The following is an 18,481-nucleotide window of genomic DNA, read 5'->3' on the forward strand; positions in this document are numbered from 1 at the left end:
AGTGGCGTCAGACGTCGGTGGAGAAGCGGATGCCGCCGTCGGGGATCTCGACGCCGGGCCAGACCCGGGCGCCGCGGAGGAGTTCGCAGCGGGCGCCGATGTTCGCGCCGTCGCCGATGACGCCGTCGCGGACGAGGGCGCGTGGGCCGATCCGGGCGCCGAAGCCGATGATGGTGCGTTCGACGGTGGCGCCCGCTTCGATCCTCGCGCCGTCGAAGACGACCGCGCCGTCCAGGCGTGCGCCCGCGCCGATCTCGGCGCCGCGGCCGACGACCGTGCCGCCGATGAGCACCGCACCCGGGGCGACGCCCGCGCCGGGGTGTACCAGCGATTCACCGCGCTGACCAGGCAGCGCGGGGGAGGGGGCGATACCGCGTACCAGGTCGGCGGAGCCGCGGACGAAGTCCTCGGGGGTGCCCATGTCGCGCCAGTAGGAAGTGTCGACATGCGCTTGGAGGCGGGCCCCCTCGGCAAGTAGCGAGGGGAACACCTCGCGCTCCACCGACACCGGACGCCCGGCCGGGATCTTCTCGATGTACTCGCGGCGGAAGACGTAGCACCCGGCGTTGATCTGGTCGGTCGGCGGATCCTGGGTCTTCTCCAGGAACGCGGTGACCCGGCCGTCCTCGTCGGTGGGCACGCAGCCGAACGCGCGCGGATCGCTCACCCGGACCAGGTGCAATGTCACGTCGGCACGGGTCGACTCGTGCGTGTCGAGCACCGCGCCGAGGTCGGTGCCGCCGAGCACGTCGCCGTTGAACACCATCACGTTGTCTGCGCGCAGCTTGGGCAGCACGTTGCGGATGGCGCCGCCGGTGCCGAGCGGCTCGGTCTCGGTGACGTACTCGATCTCCAGCCCCAGCTCCGAGCCGTCGCCGAAGTGCTCCTCGAACACCTCCGCCTTGAACGAGGTGCCCAGCACCACGTGGGTGATCCCGGCTTCCGCGATGCGGGCGAGCAGATGGGTCAGGAACGGCAACCCGGCCGTCGGCAGCATCGGCTTGGGCGCCGAGAGGGTCAACGGACGCAGCCGCGTGCCCTGTCCGCCGACCAGGATCACGGCGTCGGTGCCTGCATTTCCTGCCATCAAGCTCCCCTGTTCACAACGTCGTGACGCCGGCTATCCGGCATCGCGCGCCTGTTGGCGCAGGGCAGATCGAACCGCAACCTTGGAGCGCAGCGCAAGTCCGGCCCGCAGCGCCAGCCGCAGCGGCGCCTGCCACCAGTGCGGATGCCGGTCGGCCTGGAACCGGTAGGCGCTGGCGTGGTGGGCGGGCAGCATGACTTCGGGATGGCGGCCCGCGGCATGCCCCTTGGCATGGGTGACCTCGGCGTCCGGCACGAACACGTTGTGCCAGCCCGCCTTGCCCATCCGGTCGCCGAAGTCGACGTCCTCCATGTACATGAAGTAGCGCGAGTCGAAGCCGTCGATCGAGTCGAACGCGGCGCGCCGTACCAGCAGGCACGACCCGGACAGCCAGCCGACCGCCCGCTCGGAGATCTCCTCGTTCTCCTGCCGGTACCGGCGGGTCCACGGGTTGGACTTCCACACCGTGCCCAGGATCGCGTGACCGGCGCCGTCGAGCAGTCCCGGGACCCGCCGGGCGGACGGATACACGGTGCTGTCCGGCTCCAGCACCAGCGGCCCGAGGGCGCCCGCGCGTGGCCAGCGCTTGGCCGCCGCGAGCAGCTTGTCGATGGAATCGGCGCCCCAGCGGATGTCGGGGTTGGCGATCACGATGAACTCGATGGCCGGATCGATCTCCGCGACGGCCCGGTTGATCGCGCCGCCGTAGCCGATGTTGCCGCCGGTGCGCAGTAGCCGCACGTGCGAGTTGGCCTCGGCGACCAGCTCGGGAACGCCGTCCACCGAGCCGTTGTCGGCGAGGATCACCTGCGGTTTCTCCGCGGTGGCCGCGGCGAGGGTGGTGATGAAGTGCTCGAGGTGTTCACCCGGCGAGTAGGTCACCGTGACGACGGCCAGGCTCGCGGGCGCGGCGGAATCGGAATCACTCACGACCGTCAACCCTAGCCGGACCGGTGCGCCAGTGCGTCCCCCAGTGCCGTCCGCCAAGCGCGCAGGGGAGTCAGCCCGGCGTTGTCCCAGGCACGCGGCGACAGCACCGAATATGCCGGGCGCCGTGCGGGTCTGGGAAACGCGGACGAGTCACAGGGCCGGACCCGCTCCGGGTCGGCGCCGATCCCCGCGAACACCGCGCGGGCGAGTTCGAACCGGCTGGCCTGGCCCGCGTTGGTAGCGTGCAGGACGCGCGGTGCGTCCGGCCGCCCCGCCAGCTCCAGCAGTGCCGCGGCCAGATCGGCGGCGTAGGTGGGTGAGCCGACCTCGTCGTCTACCACGTCGACGGTGTCGCGTTCCCGTTCCAGCCGCAGCATCGTCGCGACGAAATCGCCGCCGCGCCCGGTGTATACCCAGGCGGTGCGCACCACGTGTGCGTTCGGGCACCCGGCCAGCACCGCCTGCTCGCCCGCGAGCTTGGACTTTCCGTAGACGGACGCGGGTCCGGGCGGATCGGTGGTGTCATATGGCCGCTGGTGGGTACCTGGAAAGACATAGTCGGTGGACAGATGGATCAGCCGGGCACCGAGCGCCGCGCAGGCCTCGGCGAGCATGGCCGGTCCGGTCGCGTTACCCGCGTACGCTGCCTCGGTCTCGGTTTCGGCCCGATCGACGGCGGTGTAAGCGGCGCAATTCAGCACCACGTCGCCGGGTGTGAGTACCGCGCGCACGGCGGCGGGGTCGGTGATGTCGAGTTCGGCGCGCCCGTAGCCGTGGGCGGCCGGAGCGAGACGCAGCAGTTCCCGGCCCACCTGCCCGTGCGCCCCGGTGACGACGAGGCGTGCGGATACGGTGGTTTCGGGCGCGGTGAGGTCGGTCACGGGCGCAAGTCTGGCATGCCGCCGCACTCGCGGTTGAGGTCCTTCGCAATAACCGTTCGTTAGCTCGAGGCGTCGGGGGGATCCCGAAACCGGGGCGGGGCGGGCGGGAACCATAGGTGGCGGAGCGATTGCGCATACGTCGCCATGAACCCAGTTTCGGCGAGAGGATGCAGAGTTGTCGCAGCGGAGGGGCACATCGGTTTCGTCGCGGCCGCCCCGGCCCAGCACGCAGTCGTTCGGACCGTTGCGCTCGTTGGCAGCGGCCGCCGCCGTCCTCGTGCTCGTGCTCACCGGATTCGCCTGGCGCAGCGTCGATGCGCTGGTCGCCAACATCGAGCGCATCGGTGACCTCGGGCTCGGCGGCGGCCGCGACGGCGCGGTGGACATCCTGCTGGTCGGCGTGGACAGCCGGACCGACGCGCACGGCAATCCGCTGTCCGATCGCGAGCGGGCCATCCTGCACGCGGGCGACGAGTCCGGCACCAACACCGACACCATCGTGCTGCTGCGCGTGCCGAACGACGGGCGCTCGGCCACCGCGATCTCCATTCCGCGCGACTCCTACGTCGACATTCCCGGCCTCGGCATGGGCAAGATCAACTCGGCCTACGGCGCGACCAAGGCGGCCCAGTACGTGAAGCTGACCGAGCAGGGCGTCTCGGAGACCGACGCGCAGCGGCAGTCCACCCAGGCGGGCAGGCACGCTCTGATCAAGACCGTGGCGACCCTGACCGGGCTCACCGTCGACCACTACGCCGAGGTGAGCCTGCTCGGCTTCGTGCTGCTCACCGACGCGGTCGGCGGCGTCGAGGTGTGCCTGCGCAACCCGGTCGACGAATGGATGTCCGGCGCCGATTTCCCCGCGGGCCGTCAGCGCCTGGACGGGTCGCGGGCGCTGAGTTTCGTGCGCCAGCGCCACAATCTGCCGCGCGGCGACATCGATCGCATCGTGCGCCAGCAAGTGTTCATGGCGCAGTTGGTCCAGCAGATCCTCAGCGCGAAGACGCTCAGCAGTCCGGGCACGCTGCACAAGCTCAGCGACGCGGTGGGACGGACGATCGTGGTGGACGAGGGCTGGGATGTGCTCGCCTTCCTCCAGCAACTGAAGGATCTCTCCGGCGGGCAGGTGACCTTCGAGACCATTCCGGTGGCCGACCTCAACGGCGAGACCAGCAGCGGAGAATCCGTGGTCAAGGTGGAGCCGAAGGCGGTCAAGACCTACATCGCCTCGCTGGTCGGCGAGGTGGAACCCACGCGGACCCCCAAGCCGGGTAGCGATCCCGCGACGGTGACCGTCGACGTCTACAACGCGGGCGGCGTCGGCGGACTCGCGGCGGAGGTGGCGCAGGCGCTGAGTGCCAAGGGATTCCGCCCGGGCGCGGTGTCCAACTACACCGGAGAGCGTGTCACGGGCAGCCGGGTGCTCGCGGCGGACCCGTCGAACTCGAAGGCCAAGGCGGTGGCCACGGCGCTGGGCGGGCTGCCGGTTCTCGCGGATCCGACACTGTCCCCGGATTCGGTGAGCGTCGTGCTGGCGAGCGACTATTCTGGTCCGGGCTCGGCGGCCGGGCGGGTGTTCGACTTCTCCGGAACGTCGACCTCCGCGACACCTGTCCCACCCGCCCCACCGATCGATGCAGGCCAGAACGGACCGAAATGCGTGAACTGAACCATGCGTGACATCCACCAGGCACACACACTCACCGAAGCGGTACTCGATCCGATCCTCGCCCGCGAGCCGGCGGGCCCGCGCGTCACCTATTACGACGACGCGACCGGCGCTCGGATCGAACTGTCCGGCCTGACGCTGGCGAACTGGGCGGCCAAGACGGCCAACCTGATTCGCGACGAGTTCGGCCTGAGCCCGGGCGCCCGGGTCGCCGTGCTGCTGCCCGCGCACTGGCAGACCGCCGCGGTGCTGCTCGGCTGCTGGTGGGCGGGCACCGAGGTGGTGCTGCACCCGGACGAGGACGCCGACTTGGCCTTGGCGACCCCCGACCGCCTCGACGACACCGACGGCGCCGGTGAGGTCGCGGCCCTGTCGCTGGACGCCATGGGCGCCCCGGTGCGTGATCTGCCGGTGGGCGTCACCGATTTCGCCACCTCGGTGCGTGTGCACGGCGACCAGTTCCTGCCCCGTGGCGCCGGTGTCGCGCTGGAGGGCATGCCGGTCGCCGAGGTGCTCGCCGAGGCACGGAAATCGGCTCTGCGGCAAGGCTTCGCCGAGGGTGACCGGGTGCTGTCCAGCACGCCGTGGGACACCCCGGCCGAGCTCATCGATGGCTACGTCGCGGTGCTCGCCGCGGGCGCCTCGCTGGTGCAGGTGGTCAACCCGGATCCGGCGCTGCGCGACCGGCGCATCACTTCCGAACGGGTGACCGCGCAGCGTCTGTGAGCGATCCCCGTACGGCGCCGGCTCCTACCGCGGTATAGGCACCGATCCGACCATAGGACGTTCCACAAGTTCGCGGACTTCCGTACGGTGGAGTCATCGCACAACGACGGGGTTGAACTATGAAGCCGCAGTATTGGTTCCGCTGGTTGTCGGTGCAGGGCGCGCCTCGCCTCGTCCTGCGTCTACAGGCCCGCCAGGGCGACCCGTTCGCCGAATTGATGGGCGGGCCCGCCGGCTGCGCCGACCCCTATCCGCTGATCGAGCAGTTGCGCGGGCAAGGCAGGCTGCTGCGGACCTCGATCGCGTGGGCGATCTTCGACCACGAGCTGTGCCGTTCCATCCTGCGCGATCCCCGCTTCGGGGTGCGCACCACGGAGAGCTTCAACATCCCCAAACCGCTGCAGAAGCTGGCCGAGCGCTTTCCGCTCCCGCCGAACCCGGTGGAACCGCCGTCGATGCTGGTGATCGATCCGCCGGAGCACACGCGGATGCGCAAGCCGGTCGCTTCGGCGTTCACCCCGCGCGCCATCCGCAGGCTGCGCGACCGCGTCGAGACGGTCACCGAGGAACTGCTGAACGCGCTGCCCGCGCACGGCTCCGCCGATCTGATCGAGTCCTACGCCTCGCAGGTGCCGATCGCGATCATCTCCGAGATGCTCGGCTTCCCCGACGAGGACAAGGCGAGGTTCCTCGACTGGGGCGATCGGATGACGCCGTTGCTGGACATCGGCATCCCATGGCGCGCGTACCGCACGGCCCTGCGGTCCATGGAGGTGATGAACGACTACCTCGACCGGCACATCGAACGGCTGCGCCGCGAGCCGGGCGAGGACATCCTCAGCAGCCTGGTCACCGCGGGCGAGCTGGACTCCTTCGCGCTGAAGGCCACCGCGAGCCTGCTCATGGGCGCCGGTTTCGAGACGACGGTCAACCTGATCGGCAACGGCGTGGCACAGCTGCTGGCCCATCCCGACCAGCTGGAGCGGCTGCGTGCCGAGCCGGAGCTGTGGTCCAATGCCGTCGAGGAGATCTTGCGCTTCGACTCGCCGGTGCACACCACCGCGCGGACCGCATTGACCGACGTGGAGCTCGACGGCGTCCTGGTGCGCAAGGGCGACACGGTGGTGCTGTCGCTGGCGGGCGCCAACCGCGACCCCGCGGTCTTCGCCGATCCCGGACGGTTCGACGTCGGGCGCGAGAACGCGAAGGACCATCTGTCGTTCAGCAGCGGCGTGCATGTCTGCCTCGGCGCCAGCCTGGCCAGGATGGAGGGCGTCCACGCGCTGCAGGCGTTGTTCGAGCGGTTCCCCGACCTGCGCCTGGATGGTGCGCCGAAGCGGCGCGAGCTGTTCACCCTGCACGGCTATGAGCGGATGCCCGTCCAGCTCGGCCGCCGTGCGTCCGCGCCGGAACCGTCGGCGGTGTGATCAGCCGGTGCTCTTCCAGACGTAGCGGGTCTTCGGACGACCTGCTCTGCCGTAGTCCGAGCGCCGGACCACCAAGCCGTCGTCGGCCAGTTTCTCCAGGTAGCGCCAGGCAGTGATGCGGGAGACCCCGATCGCGGTCGCGGTGTCCGCGGCCGTGACGCCCTCGCTCTCGGCGGCGCGCACCGCGCGGGAGATCTCGTCGAGCGTCTGCGGCGCGACGCCCTTGGGAGTGGCGGCGCGCTGGTCGGGAGTGCGCAACGCGCTCAACGCCCGGTCGATGTCGTGCTGCGAGATGGCGCTCTCGCCCGCGGGCAGCGCGGTGCGGAACTCGCGGTAGCGGTCCAGCTTGTCGCGGAACGCGGCGAAGGTGAACGGCTTCAGCAGATAGAGCACGACCCCGTGCGACACGGCGGAGCGCACCATGGCGAGGTCGCGCGCGGAGGTGATCGCGATGACGTCCGGGCGCGGCGCCAGCCCGGTCAGCGCGGCGGCGACGTCCAAGCCGCTCGCGTCCGGCAGCCCGATGTCCATCAGCACCAAGTCGATCGGAGTGCCCTCGGCCGCGGCGTCGGCCGCCGCGCGCATCGCCTCGCGTCCGGTATGGGCAACGCCGACGGGCGTGAATCCGGCGATGCGCTCCACATAGGCGCGATGCGCTTCGGCGATCAGCGGCTCGTCCTCGACGATCAGTACTCGGATCATCCTGCTTCCTTTCGTGGAATCGTCACGGTCACCGCGCTTTCGGGATCCCGTTGGGTGCGGATGGTTCCGCCGTGGCGGGCCACCAGCCGGTGGACCAGTGCGAGACCGAGCCCGTGATGGGCCGCTTTGGTCGAATAGCCACGTTGCGACGCGCGCGCGAACATCTCCGCCGACATCCCGGGCCCGCTGTCGGCGACCCGGACGACCAGCATCGACGCGCCGTCGGCTGCTGCGTCCACATCCTGATGCCGCAGCGTCACCTCCACCCAGCCGGATGGGCTGTCGGCCGCGGCGTCGATCGCGTTGTCGACGAGATTGCCGACCAACGTGACGGTTTCCTGCGGCGACAGCGGGTCCACCGAGCCGAGGGCGGTGTCGTCGGTGATGGTCAGCTCGATGCCGCGTTCGGCCGCCTGATTCACCTTGCCGAGCAGCAGCGCGGCGAGCGCGGGCGCGCCGACCGCCGCGAACAGCCGGTCGATCAGCGCCTGGGACATCTGGAGCTCGGAGGTGGCGAACTCGACGGCCTCCTGATGACGGCCGAGTTCGACCATGGTGACCACCGTGTGCAGCCGGTTCGCGCTTTCGTGCGCCTGCGCCTGCAACGACTCCGCGAAGCTGCGAACGGAATCGAGTTCGCCCATCACCGCCTGCAATTCGGTGTGGTCGCGAATCGTCATCACCGTGCCGATCTGGCGCCCCTCCCACTCCACGGTGTCCTGGTTGACCAGCAGGATCCGATCGGTGGTCACATGCATCTCGTCGCGCACGGTGCCCGAACTCATCCGCTGTAGCGACAGCGGGAGGTCGCTGCGCCGCACCGCGCCCGCGGGCAGGTCGAGCAGGCGGCGCGCCTCGTCGTTGACCACCTCGGCGTTCTCGCCGGACGGTCCGAACACCATCAATCCTTCGCGGACCGAGTGCAGCACGGCGTCATGGTGCTCGTACATCACGCGCAGTTCGTCGGGCGCGAGGCCGTGGGTCTGCCGCCGTAGCCGGCGGCTCAGCAGGAACGATCCCATCGCCGCGATCAGCAACCCCGCGCCCGCGACGCCGAGGATCACGGGGAACTGGGTGGCGACCTGGTCGCCGATCTTGGCGCGGGTCACCCCCACGGCGACCAGAGCGACGATCCTGCCGTCGTCGTAGACCGGGGTGACCGCCCGGATGGAGGGACCGAGGCTGCCGGTGTAGGTCTCGGTGAACGTCTCACCCGCCAGCGCGCGATCGATGGTGCCGCTGAACGGCAGTCCGATCATCGCGGGGTTGGTGTGCGTGTAGCGGGTCCGGTCCGGCGCCATGATCACGATGAAGTCCATGCCGGTCTCGCGCCGGATCTCCTCGGTCACCGGCTGCAGCAGCGCCGCCGGGTCGGGGCTGCGGACGGCTTCGATGGTGAAGGGCGAATCGGCCACGGTCACCGCGACGTCGGTGACCTCGCGGGTGGTGATGACGTCGCTGTCGCGCCTGGCGTCCAGCACCGCCAGCACCGCGGCGATCACGACCATCATCGCTAGCACGACCAACTGGAAGACGAAGGCCTGACCGGCGAGGGAGAGCCGCCTGAGTCTCACACGCTCTTCCTCCACTGAAAGTAATGCACCAAACAGTGACCGGAGTCACCCGGCCGACCATCATTCTGCCTGGGGGGCGTGAGCCACCTCACTTCGGTACCTCTCGAAGGGAAACCCTCGCCATGAGCGACTCGACTCGAACGCGGCACGACCGCACCCATTGGCTGTACCTGGCCGTCATCGTGGCGGTGGTCGCGGGCGTACTGGTCGGCTGGCTGGCGCCCGGCGTCGCGCAGTCGTTCGCGCCGCTGGGAACCATCTTCGTCAATCTCATCAAGATGATGATCGCTCCGGTCATCTTCTGCACCATCGTGCTCGGGATCGGCTCGGTGCGGGCGGCGACCACGGTCGGCAAGGTCGGCGGTTTGGCGCTCGGCTACTTCCTGGTCATGTCGACCATCGCGCTCGGGATCGGCCTGGTCGTCGGCAACCTGCTGCAACCGGGCACCGGGCTGAGTATCGCCAAGTCGACCAAAGCCGGTCACGATCTGGCCGACAAGGCGCACAGCGCGGGCGGCACCTGGGACTTCATCCAGAACATCGTCCCTTCCACACTGCTGTCCTCACTCACCGCGGGCAACGTCCTGCAAGCGCTGTTCGTCGCGCTGCTGGTCGGGTTCGCGGTGCAGGCCATGGGCACGGCGGGCGAGCCGATCGTGCGTGGGGTGGCGCTGCTGCAGAAGCTGGTGTTCCGGATCCTGGTGATGATCCTGTGGCTGGCCCCGGTCGGCGCGTTCGGCGCGATCGCGAACGTGGTCGGCAAGACCGGCCTGGACGCGGTGGTGAAGCTGGGCACGCTGATGATCGCGTTCTACCTGACCTGCCTGGTCTTCGTCTTCGGTGTGCTGGGCGTGCTGCTGTGGGCCGTCTCGCGGGTGTCGATCTTCAAGCTGGTTCGCTACCTCGCGCGGGAGTACCTGCTGATCGTCGCGACCTCGTCCTCGGAATCGGCGCTGCCGCGTTTGATCGCGAAAATGGATCACCTCGGTGTCGAGCGCACGACGGTGGGTGTCGTCGTGCCGACCGGGTATTCGTTCAACCTCGATGGCACCGCCATCTACCTGACGATGGCGTCGCTGTTCATCGCCGAGGCGATGGGCAAGCCGCTGTCCATCGGCGAGCAAGTCGGCTTGTTGCTGTTCATGATCGTCGCGTCCAAGGGTGCGGCGGGCGTCACCGGCGCGGGCCTGGCCACGCTGGCGGGCGGATTGCAGAGCCACCGGCCCGAGCTTCTCGACGGCGTCGGCGTGATCGTCGGCATCGACCGTTTCATGTCCGAGGCGCGGGCGCTGACCAACTTCTCCGGTAACGCGGCCGCCACGGTGCTGATCGGTACCTGGACCAAGACCGTCGACGCCGACCGGGTACGCGAGGTGCTCGACCGCAAGCTGCCGTTCGACGAGCGCACCATGGTCGACGACGACCACGGGACGCCCGGCGCACCGCTCACCCAGGAGGCCGAGGCCACAGATCTGGTCAAGGCGTAAACCGCACGGTGAACGACGAAGGGCCCGCATGATCTGCGGGCCCTTCGTGGCGTCCGGGTCAGGCCGCCCACTTCTCCGGGTGGAGGTGGTGCTGGGTGATCGCGCTGGCGTGGCCGTGCCCGAAGCCGTGCTCGGTCTTCAGCCACTCGACGAGTTCCTTGTGCGAGGTCAGACCGGTGGCGCGCATGGCGGCCTTCCACTCGTCGATGGTGCGGCCGTACTTGGCCTCGATGGAGGGAAAGTAGGACGCGGGGCCGTGCGGCTTGGTCGCCATGGTCGATCTCCTTGCTCGTCGTGCGTTCGATTGTGATGACGGGACGAGTTCCGGCAACTCATCGGTTGGGCGGGGACATCACGCGGTCGCGGCTACGGCACCTGCCTCGCGACCGTCGCGCAGGCCGTGCTCGCGGATCAGCAGCGCGCCGGTGAGCGCGACCACCGCGGCGGTCACGCCGTGGATGCCGAATGCCGCGGCGGCGGAACCGTTCCAGCTCAGCACGGTGAGCATGTCGCCGACCGGCACCAACGCGACGACCAGGGTCACGACACCGAGCGCGTACCGCTGCCGGAGGCCGAGCAGGACCAGGATCAGCACGCCGAAGACGGTATCCCGTACGCCTTTCAGGTTCATGAACGCCGCCGCGTCACCGTCCGGCCAGGCGGGAAGGCCGAAGCCGGGGGCGATGGTGTCGGGGGCGACCAGGTAGCTGATCCCGATGTAGAGGATGAATGCGGCGCCGATCAGGGACAGGACGGTGGCGATACGGGAGAGGTTCATGGCGATGCTCCTGGCTTCTTATCTCTGCTCTGAAATCTAGCGTTGCTAGTCCGATAGTGAGGTTAGCCGAGCGTCGATAGTTTGTCTAGCGGAGCTAGAATTCCGGCATGACCACTCAGATGCGTAAGGAACGAGAGCGGGCCGAACGCAGGCAGCGCATCGTCGACACCGCACGCGAGCTCGCCGAAGCTCAGGGTTGGGAAGCGGTGACCGTGCGCCGTCTCGCCGACCGGATCGAATACAGCCAGCCCGTGCTCTACAGCCATTTCGCGGGCAAGTCGGCGATCGTCTCGGCTGTCGCGGAACAGGGATTCGCCGAACTCACCACGGTCCTGCGCCAGGCGCATGCCGAGGCAGGCGACGGCGCCGACCGGCTGCGCCGGGTCGCGCGGGCCTACCTGGAATTCGCCACGGCCAACGCGGCGCTCTACGACGCGATGTTCCTGATGAGCACCGACCTCACGTTCGGACTCGAAGCACCCCTGCCGCTGCGCGAGGGCTTCGCCGAGCTGCAAGCCATGTTCCGCCCCTTGGTCGACGATCCCGACCTCGGTGCCCGCACCGAGGTGGCCTGGAGCACCGTGCACGGGCTGGCGACGCTCGAACGCGCCGGACGCCTGCGTCCCGAGTTGCTGGACCAACGCCTCACCCTGCTCGTCGCGGAATGGCTTGCCGCCATCGGCCGGTAGCGTGGGGGTATGGCTGATGTGGTGGTGGTCGGCTCCGGGCCGAACGGGCTCGCCGCCGCGGTGATCATGGCCAGGGCAGGGCTGGCAGTGGAGGTCTACGAGGCGGAGGCGACGCCGGGGGGCGGATCGCGGACGGCCGAGCTGACGCTGCCCGGCTACCGGCACGACGTGTGCGCCGGGGCGCATCCGATGGCGTTGGCGTCACCGGTGTTCCGCGCGTTCGATCTGGCCGCGCACGGTGTCGAGCTGCTCGCCCCGGAGGTGTCCTACGCGCATCCGCTCGACGGCGGTGTGGCCGGGCTGGCCTGGCGGGATCTGGAGCGGACCGTGGATGACCTCGGTCGTGACGGCGCGGCCTGGCGCAGGTTGCTCGCGCCGCTGGTGCGGCACTGGCCGGACGTGGTCGAAGTCGGGATGTCGGATCTGCGTCGCGTGCCATCGGGGCTCGCGACCGCGATCCGGTTCGGCCTGCGCACGTTCGAGCAGGGATCTCCGCTGTGGGACATCAGGTTCCGCGAAGAGGTCGCGCCCGCCCTGCTGACCGGCGTCGCCACCCACGCCATCATCCCGCCCCGCGCGATCACGGCGGCCGGGGCCGGGCTGATGCTGGCCACCCTGGCCCATGCCGGGGGCTGGGTTCTTCCGCGCGGCGGCAGCCAGGCGATACCCGACGCGCTGATCGCCGAGCTCGAACGTCTCGGCGGCCGAGTGCACACCGGGCACCGGGTCGACTCGCTGGACGAGTTCGCCGACGCCCGCGCGATCCTGCTCGACATCGCCCCGGCCGAACTGCTGCGCATCGCGGAGCATCGGTTGCCCGCCCGCTATGCGAAGCGACTGCGGCGTTTCCGCTACGGCGGCGCGGCCTGCAAGGTCGACTTCGCACTTTCCGGTCCGGTGCCGTGGCAGGCCGAGGGCTGTGCGCTGGCCGGAACGGTGCACGTGATCGGCACCCGCGCCGAAGCCATGGCGGCCGAGCACGCCGTCGCCATGGGACGACATGCCGAACGCCCCTATGTGCTGTCCATCCAGCCCGGCGTGGTCGACCCCACACGCGCGCCAGCCGGTGGCCACACCTTCTACACCTACGCCCACGTGCCGAACGGCTCGACCCGCGACATCAGCGAGAACGTGATCGCCCAGGTCGAGCGCTTCGCACCGGGTTTCCGCGACCTGATCGTGGCCAAGAACGTGCGCACCGCGGCCGAAATGCCTGCCCACAACGCCAACTACATCGGCGGCGACATCTCCGCGGGCGCGATGACCCTGCGCCAGTTCGCATTCCGCCCGGCCCCGCGCTGGAACCCTTACGCCACCTCCATTCCCGGCGTCTACCTGTGCTCCTCGGCCACCCCGCCCGGGCCGGGCGTGCACGGCATGAACGGCTTGCATGCCGCACGCCATGCCCTACGCGACCGTTTCGCCATCCGCACCGACCCCCTCGACCTCCTGCGCACCCCAGCCCCTCAGGTTCGCTGAGATTTTCGCAGATCATGCCGGTGACCTCGCCGTCCCGCCGTGCGGCGCCTGTATGCGGCATGCCACGCCTCGCGGGGACCTAACCCTTGGCAGGTTCCGCGCGGTAGAGGTCGGGTTCGAGGTAGATAACGCGCGCGGCCGGTACCGCCGCGCGGACGCGCGACTCGGCGTCATCGATCGCGGTCGCGATCGCGCCGACGTCCAGGCCCGGGACCACGCCGACCTTCGCCGCCACGAGCAGCTCCTCCGGACCGAGATACTGGGTCTTGAGGTGGATCACGCGATCGATGCGGGTGTCGTCGACCAGGTTCGCCTGGATCAGCCGGTTCTCGTCGGGCGTGGCGCCCTCGCCGATCAGCAGGCTCTGCATCTCCACGATCAGCACGATGGCGATGACACCGAGCAGCGCGCCGATGGCCAGGGTGCCGAGACCGTCCCACACCGGGTCGCCGGTGAGCATGGTCAACCCGACGCCCGCCAACGCGAGCAGCAGGCCGACCAGCGCGCCGGTGTCCTCCAGCAGCACCACCGGAAGCTCCGGGCTGCGCGAATTGCGGATGAACCGCCACCAGCTCGCGTCGCCCTTGAGCGGCTTGGATTCGCGGACCGCGGTGGTGAAGCTGTAGATCTCCAGCCCGATCGCGATCACCAGGATCACGATCGCCACGATCGGCGAAGTCAGTTCCTCCGGATGCTGGACCTTGTGGATGCCCTCGTAGATGGCGTATCCGGAGCCGAGGGTGAACAGCACCAGCGCCACGATGAACGAATAGAAGTAGCGGTTGCGCGCGTAGCCGAATGGGTGCAGCTCCGTTGCTTCCTTCGCGGCGCGCCGCTGGCCGAGCAGCAGCAATCCCTGATTGCCGGTATCGGCCACGGAGTGCACGGCCTCGGCGAGCATCGATCCCGAGCCGGTGATCGCCGCACCGACGAACTTCGCCGCGGCGATTCCCGCATTCGCGGTCAACGCCGCGATGATCGCCTTCTTGCCACCGCCAGCCGACATGGCCGCATGTCCTCTCTGTCTTCGAGCTATCCGCGAACAGCCTAACGGGCGCGGTCGGACGCAGTCTCCAGCCCGCGCACGGCCGCAGGCCCCGGACCGGTCATGCGGTCGCGCCGACGCACGCGCAGAAGAGCTGGACGTTACCGTCCACCGCTTGGGCCCGAATGTCGGTGTCGGCGGCGGAAATCCAGGCCGCGCCGCCGCGGGTGAGCTCGAGCGAGGAGTCGTTCTGCCACAGGCGCACCGTTCCCGCGGTGCACAGCACGATGCCCGGTCCCGCCGCGGTGAGCGGTACCCGCGCCGAGCCCGCGACGAGGTCGAAGCGCCGCAGCGCGAATTCCGGCGCGGGCGTGCGATAGCGCACCGACCCGTCGCCCGCCGGCTCCGGCAGCACGACGGGCAGGCTGATCGGCTCGAAGTCCAGCACTCGCAACAGCTCCGGCACGTCGACGTGCTTCGGCGTGAGACCGCCGCGCAGCACGTTGTCGGAGTTGGCCATGATCTCCACGCCGACCCCGCGCAGGTAGGCGTGCAGGTTCCCGGCCGCGAGGAACAACCCCTGGCCCGGCTCCAGGGTGACCCGGTTCAGCAGCAGCGATGCGAGCACACCCGCGTCGCCGGGATAGGCCTCGGCGAGTTCGAGCGTGGTGCGCGCCTCGGCGGTGAACTCGCGCGTGCCCTTGCCGGACAGATACCGCACGCAGCCGTCCAGCACCGCGGGCAGCAGCGTGGCGAGCACGTGCTGCGGCAGCGTGATCCAGGTGGTGAACAAGGTGCGCAGCCCATCCGAATCCTGTTGCGCGGCAAGGAGATCGGTGTAGGAGCTCAGCGCGTCCACGGCCAGCGCGCGGAGCAGCGCGACCGTGCGGTGCGGGTCGCGGAAACCGGCCAGCGCCTCGAAGCGATCCAGCGCGACGACCAACTCGGGCTTGTGGTTCTCGTCGCGGTAGTTGCGCAGCGGCGAGTCCAAGGGCACCTTGGCCCGGTTCTCCCGGTCGAACCCGGCCTTGGCCTGCGCCATGCTCGGATGCGCCTGCAAGGACAGCGGCTCCTCGGCCGCCAGGACCTTCAGCAGGAACGGTAGCTTGCCGCCGAATTCCGCCGCGGCGGCGCCCAATTCCCGATCCGGGTCGGCGGCGACCAGCTCCAGCAGCGAGGTGGTGCGGTCGCCGAGCCGCACGTACGCGGGGTCGGCGGGGTGGGCGCCGAACCACAGTTCGGCCTCCGGATGGGCGGACGGCACCGGCCTGCCGCACAGCTGAGCGAGCGCGGTGCGCGACCCCCAGGCATACGAACGCAGCGCACCAACCAGTTCGTGCACTAGTAGCTTCCCCCGAACTGCCCCTGGCTGTCGGCCGCGACGGCGCGGGAGCCGATCAGCCGCAGGTAGGCGGCGGCCATCTCCAGCCGCAGCGCTAGCACGGCGAGCTGTTCGAGTTCGGTGCCTTGTCCGGGCGCGGACTCCTCGGCGCGGGTCGGCCCGGGCGCGGTGGGGTCGGTCATATCGGTATGCAGCACGTCGACGTCGGCGTTCACCAGATCGGCGTCCACCAGATTCGACTCGCCGCCGAACACCGCGATGCGGCGGCGCGCGGCGGCACGATCGCGATCGGCGCTGAGCACGAACACCCGCATGCGCTCCACCGGAGCGGGTCCGTCGAGTTCCTCGTCGTGGAACAGCGGATCGAAATCGGGCGCGGATTCGCCTGCGGCCTCGTTCATCCTGGCCTTGGCTGCCACGGCCTCGGCCAGGTCCACCGCGGTGGCCACCTTGCCTGCGGACTGCAGCAGCACCTCGGCGCCGTGCTCGGCCAATTCGGCGGCGGCCGGTGAATCGCCCGCCAGCACGATGCCGCGCTGCTGCATGCGCGCGGCCAACGTCTTGGCGGGATTGTGGAAGACCTCGTTGTGTGGACCGTCGCGCAGCGCCTCCGCGTCCAGTACGTCGGCCAGCTCGGTGAGCTCGGGGACGGCCACGCCGGTGCGCACCGGGTCGACCGCGCGCAGCACCGCGATTCCGGCGGCCAGGAAGCGCAGCAGGCGATTGTGCCCGAGTACCTGCACTCTCGGCTCCAGCAGTGCGGCGCGACCGGCTGCCGCGGCACGCAGCGGCCCTTCGTGCGGCGCGGCGACGACCACTTCGGCGCCGCGGCGCAACGCCCGATCGACAGCGTCGATCAGCCGCGGGTCGCCCGCGTCGTCGCCGGCGACCAGCACGACATCCAGTGGCCCCACCCACGGCGGTAGGGCCGCGGCGGGCACGACGGGGAGGCCGGCACGGTCGCCGAGCGCGGCGACGAGCAGGCCCGCGGCCCGCGCGGCACGCCCGGAACCGGAGACCAGTACCACGCTGCGCGGTCGCAGATCGGCCAAGCGGGCCAGCGCGTCCTCACCAACGGCCGCCGCGGTGGCGCGCACCTGGGCGCCGCCCGAGGCGGCCGAGCGCAGGGCGCCGCCGGCATCGGCTGCCTCGAGCGAAGCGGCATCGTCGAGGTCGAGCACCGGTGTTCCAGCGATCATCGGGCGTCCCACCTCCCCTCATCGCGCTGTGTCGTTTCCGCCCCCGCGCCCACCCGGTAGGGCTGCCATACCGAGACCGAGTCGGGCGAATCCAAGGCCTGTGATTCCACTATTCCAGTCAGGAGCGCACGATGCTCAGGATCTCGGTTACGAGTGCGTCTACTTCCTCCGCCGATCGGGCCTCGACGTTCAGCCGGAGCAACGGCTCGGTATTCGACGCGCGCAGGTTGAACCAGGCGTTGTCGGCCAGTTGCACGGTCACCCCGTCCAGCCGGTCCACCGAGTGCGCCCGGTCCGCGAAAGCATCCACCACGGCCATCGTCCGAGCAGCCGCGTCGGACACCGTGGAGTTGATCTCACCGGAAGCCGCGTAGGTCGCGTACGACGACATCAGTTCCGACACCGGCCGGTCCTTCTCGCCGAGCGCGGCCAGCACGTGCAGCGCCGCGAGCATCCCGGAGTCGGCGCCCCAGAAGTCGCGGAAGTAGTAGTGCGCGGAGTGCTCGCCGCCGAACACGGCTCCGGTGGTGGCCATTTCCTGCTTGATGAACGAGTGGCCCACCCTGGTGCGCACCGGCGTCCCGCCCAGCTCGTGCACCAGCTCCGGTACCGCGCGCGAGGTGATCAGATTGTGGATGATCACCGCGCCCGGCTCCTTGGCCAGCTCGCGCTCGGCGACCAGCGCGGTGATCGCCGATGGCGACACCGGGTCGCCGTTCTCGTCGACCACGAAGCAGCGGTCGGCGTCGCCGTCGAAGGCCAGGCCGATGTCCGCGCCCGAACCGCGGACCAGCTTCTGCAGGTCCACCAGGTTCGCCGGGTCGAGCGGGTTGGCTTCGTGGTTCGGGAAGCTGCCGTCCAGCTCGAAATACAGCGGGACGATGGTCACCTGCGGCAGCGTGCCGAGCACCGCGGGCACGGTGTGGCCGCCCATGCCGTTGCCCGCGTCCACGGCGATGGTGAGCGGGCGGATGCCGCCGAGATCGACCAGGCCGCGTAGGTAGGCCGCGTAGTCGGTGAGCAGATCCAGTTCCGTCGCGGTGCCGCGTTCGCCCGGGTAATCGGGCACGCCCTCGATCAGCTCGTTCTTGATGGTGGCCAGGCCGGTGTCCTGGCCGACCGGGAGAGCCTTGGCGCGGCACAGCTTGATGCCGTTGTAGCGGGCCGGGTTGTGGCTGGCGGTGAACATGGCGCCAGGGCAATCCAGGTGGCCGGAGGCGAAGTACAGCTGGTCGGTCGAGGCGAGGCCGATGTGCACCACGTCGAGTCCCTGGCCGAGCGCGCCGTCGGCGAAGGCGGCCGAGAGCGCGGGGGAGGAGTCCCGCATGTCGTGTCCGATGACGATCCGGCTCGCGCCCTCCGCGCGCATCAACCTGGCGAACGACGCGCCGACGTCCCTGACGAATTCCGCGTCGATCTGATCACCGACCACACCGCGAACGTCGTAAGCCTTGATCACCGCGTTCACGAATTCGGCAGAGCGGGCGACTGTCATGCCCAACACCCTAGTGGTTGCGCCGGGCCGG

General features: G+C 69.8%; 17 protein-coding genes. 6 read left to right on the plus strand and 11 right to left on the minus strand.

The genetic code is table 11. The features are described from left to right. Positions 1–7: 7 nt before the first annotated feature. From ACWPXK_RS08640 to rfbD, 3 genes are read right to left on the minus strand one after another with little or no spacing between them, the layout of a single operon-like run. Positions 8–1,087 carry a mannose-1-phosphate guanylyltransferase gene (locus tag ACWPXK_RS08640; RefSeq protein ID WP_040781878.1) on the minus strand — a complete coding sequence of 360 codons (1,080 nt, stop codon included), beginning with the start codon at positions 1,085–1,087 and terminating at the stop codon, positions 8–10. 33 nt (positions 1,088–1,120) lie between these two features. Then, complete coding sequence (locus tag ACWPXK_RS08645; protein ID WP_454195547.1) at positions 1,121–2,017, minus strand: glycosyltransferase family 2 protein; 897 nt, start codon at positions 2,015–2,017, stop codon at positions 1,121–1,123. Positions 2,018–2,028: 11 nt separating this feature from the next. Then, on the minus strand, positions 2,029–2,898 hold the full coding sequence (gene rfbD / locus ACWPXK_RS08650) for a dTDP-4-dehydrorhamnose reductase (RefSeq protein ID WP_454195548.1): 870 nt from the start codon (positions 2,896–2,898) through the stop codon (positions 2,029–2,031). Between the two features lie 244 nt (positions 2,899–3,142). Here rfbD and ACWPXK_RS08655 point away from each other — a divergent pair, with 244 nt between their 5' ends. The 3 genes from ACWPXK_RS08655 to ACWPXK_RS08665 all read left to right on the plus strand — a co-directional run bounded on the left by ACWPXK_RS08655 (position 3,143) and on the right by ACWPXK_RS08665 (position 6,720). Next, entirely contained in the window at positions 3,143–4,567 is a 1,425-nt protein-coding gene (locus ACWPXK_RS08655; protein WP_454196390.1) for an LCP family protein, read from the plus strand. 3 nt (positions 4,568–4,570) lie between these two features. Next, a complete protein-coding gene (locus ACWPXK_RS08660) occupies positions 4,571–5,293 on the plus strand; it encodes a TIGR03089 family protein (protein WP_454195549.1) in 723 nt (240 codons plus the stop codon). A 119-nt stretch (positions 5,294–5,412) separates the two neighbouring features. Continuing rightward, complete coding sequence (locus ACWPXK_RS08665; RefSeq protein ID WP_454195550.1) at positions 5,413–6,720, plus strand: cytochrome P450; 1,308 nt, start codon at positions 5,413–5,415, stop codon at positions 6,718–6,720. Here the strand turns inward: ACWPXK_RS08665 and ACWPXK_RS08670 are convergent, their stop codons facing one another. Together ACWPXK_RS08670 and ACWPXK_RS08675 are read right to left on the minus strand one after the other, a co-directional pair. Then, entirely contained in the window at positions 6,721–7,422 is a 702-nt protein-coding gene (locus tag ACWPXK_RS08670; RefSeq protein WP_454195551.1) for a response regulator, read from the minus strand. It lies immediately after the preceding gene. Beyond that, on the minus strand, positions 7,419–8,933 hold the full coding sequence (locus tag ACWPXK_RS08675) for an ATP-binding protein (protein ID WP_454196391.1): 1,515 nt from the start codon (positions 8,931–8,933) through the stop codon (positions 7,419–7,421). The genes ACWPXK_RS08670 and ACWPXK_RS08675 overlap by 4 nt, the downstream gene beginning before the upstream one ends. Before the next feature lie 185 nt (positions 8,934–9,118). Between ACWPXK_RS08675 and ACWPXK_RS08680 the strand changes: the two genes are divergently transcribed. After that, positions 9,119–10,483, plus strand: a complete 1,365-nt coding sequence (locus tag ACWPXK_RS08680; protein WP_454195552.1) for a cation:dicarboxylate symporter family transporter — start codon at positions 9,119–9,121, stop codon at positions 10,481–10,483. A 58-nt stretch (positions 10,484–10,541) separates the two neighbouring features. Here the strand turns inward: ACWPXK_RS08680 and ACWPXK_RS08685 are convergent, their stop codons facing one another. Then, the gene (locus ACWPXK_RS08685) at positions 10,542–10,757 is read right to left on the minus strand and encodes a DUF4287 domain-containing protein (RefSeq protein ID WP_067479091.1); all 216 of its coding nucleotides are present in this window, start codon (positions 10,755–10,757) and stop codon (positions 10,542–10,544) included. A gap of 78 nt (positions 10,758–10,835) precedes the next feature. Further along, entirely contained in the window at positions 10,836–11,261 is a 426-nt protein-coding gene (locus ACWPXK_RS08690; protein WP_454195553.1) for a DUF4267 domain-containing protein, read from the minus strand. Positions 11,262–11,368: 107 nt separating this feature from the next. Between ACWPXK_RS08690 and ACWPXK_RS08695 the strand changes: the two genes are divergently transcribed. Both ACWPXK_RS08695 and ACWPXK_RS08700 read left to right on the plus strand, forming a co-directional pair. Next, complete coding sequence (locus ACWPXK_RS08695) at positions 11,369–11,950, plus strand: TetR/AcrR family transcriptional regulator (RefSeq protein ID WP_454195554.1); 582 nt, start codon at positions 11,369–11,371, stop codon at positions 11,948–11,950. A 9-nt stretch (positions 11,951–11,959) separates the two neighbouring features. Then, positions 11,960–13,429, plus strand: coding sequence for a phytoene desaturase family protein (locus ACWPXK_RS08700; protein WP_454195555.1), 1,470 nt, complete (start codon positions 11,960–11,962; stop codon positions 13,427–13,429). A 79-nt stretch (positions 13,430–13,508) separates the two neighbouring features. On the opposite strand, the gene ACWPXK_RS08705 is transcribed toward ACWPXK_RS08700, so the two are convergent. The 4 genes from ACWPXK_RS08705 to ACWPXK_RS08720 form a co-directional block, all read right to left on the minus strand. Continuing rightward, positions 13,509–14,435 carry a cation diffusion facilitator family transporter gene (locus ACWPXK_RS08705; RefSeq protein WP_454195556.1) on the minus strand — a complete coding sequence of 309 codons (927 nt, stop codon included), beginning with the start codon at positions 14,433–14,435 and terminating at the stop codon, positions 13,509–13,511. A 100-nt stretch (positions 14,436–14,535) separates the two neighbouring features. Beyond that, complete coding sequence (manA, locus tag ACWPXK_RS08710; RefSeq protein ID WP_454195557.1) at positions 14,536–15,756, minus strand: mannose-6-phosphate isomerase, class I; 1,221 nt, start codon at positions 15,754–15,756, stop codon at positions 14,536–14,538. Continuing rightward, a complete protein-coding gene (locus tag ACWPXK_RS08715; RefSeq protein ID WP_454195558.1) occupies positions 15,756–16,955 on the minus strand; it encodes a tobH protein in 1,200 nt (399 codons plus the stop codon). Before ACWPXK_RS08715 ends, manA begins: the two co-directional genes overlap by 1 nt. Positions 16,956–17,073: 118 nt before the next feature. Beyond that, positions 17,074–18,450: a phosphomannomutase/phosphoglucomutase gene (locus ACWPXK_RS08720; protein WP_454195559.1), complete on the minus strand. Its 1,377-nt coding sequence runs from the start codon at positions 18,448–18,450 to the stop codon at positions 17,074–17,076. Positions 18,451–18,481: the final 31 nt, after the last annotated feature.

Source organism: Nocardia sp. Marseille-Q1738, assembly GCF_965283145.1.

Bases quoted from the DNA above. Each gene is read 5' to 3' on its own strand.
- ACWPXK_RS08705 (WP_454195556.1), bottom strand. From the start codon at position 14,435: ATGTCGGCTGGCGGTGGCAAGAAGGCGATCATCGCGGCGTTGACCGCG.
- ACWPXK_RS08690 (WP_454195553.1), bottom strand. From the start codon at position 11,261: ATGAACCTCTCCCGTATCGCCACCGTCCTGTCCCTGATCGGCGCCGCA.
- ACWPXK_RS08675 (WP_454196391.1), bottom strand. From the start codon at position 8,933: ATGATGGTCGTGATCGCCGCGGTGCTGGCGGTGCTGGACGCCAGGCGC.
- ACWPXK_RS08695 (WP_454195554.1), top strand. From the start codon at position 11,369: ATGACCACTCAGATGCGTAAGGAACGAGAGCGGGCCGAACGCAGGCAG.
- ACWPXK_RS08665 (WP_454195550.1), top strand. From the start codon at position 5,413: ATGAAGCCGCAGTATTGGTTCCGCTGGTTGTCGGTGCAGGGCGCGCCT.
- ACWPXK_RS08720 (WP_454195559.1), bottom strand. From the start codon at position 18,450: ATGACAGTCGCCCGCTCTGCCGAATTCGTGAACGCGGTGATCAAGGCT.
- ACWPXK_RS08660 (WP_454195549.1), top strand. From the start codon at position 4,571: ATGCGTGACATCCACCAGGCACACACACTCACCGAAGCGGTACTCGAT.
- ACWPXK_RS08640 (WP_040781878.1), bottom strand. From the start codon at position 1,087: ATGGCAGGAAATGCAGGCACCGACGCCGTGATCCTGGTCGGCGGACAG.
- ACWPXK_RS08680 (WP_454195552.1), top strand. From the start codon at position 9,119: ATGAGCGACTCGACTCGAACGCGGCACGACCGCACCCATTGGCTGTAC.
- ACWPXK_RS08685 (WP_067479091.1), bottom strand. From the start codon at position 10,757: ATGGCGACCAAGCCGCACGGCCCCGCGTCCTACTTTCCCTCCATCGAG.
- ACWPXK_RS08715 (WP_454195558.1), bottom strand. From the start codon at position 16,955: ATGATCGCTGGAACACCGGTGCTCGACCTCGACGATGCCGCTTCGCTC.
- ACWPXK_RS08670 (WP_454195551.1), bottom strand. From the start codon at position 7,422: ATGATCCGAGTACTGATCGTCGAGGACGAGCCGCTGATCGCCGAAGCG.
- ACWPXK_RS08700 (WP_454195555.1), top strand. From the start codon at position 11,960: ATGGCTGATGTGGTGGTGGTCGGCTCCGGGCCGAACGGGCTCGCCGCC.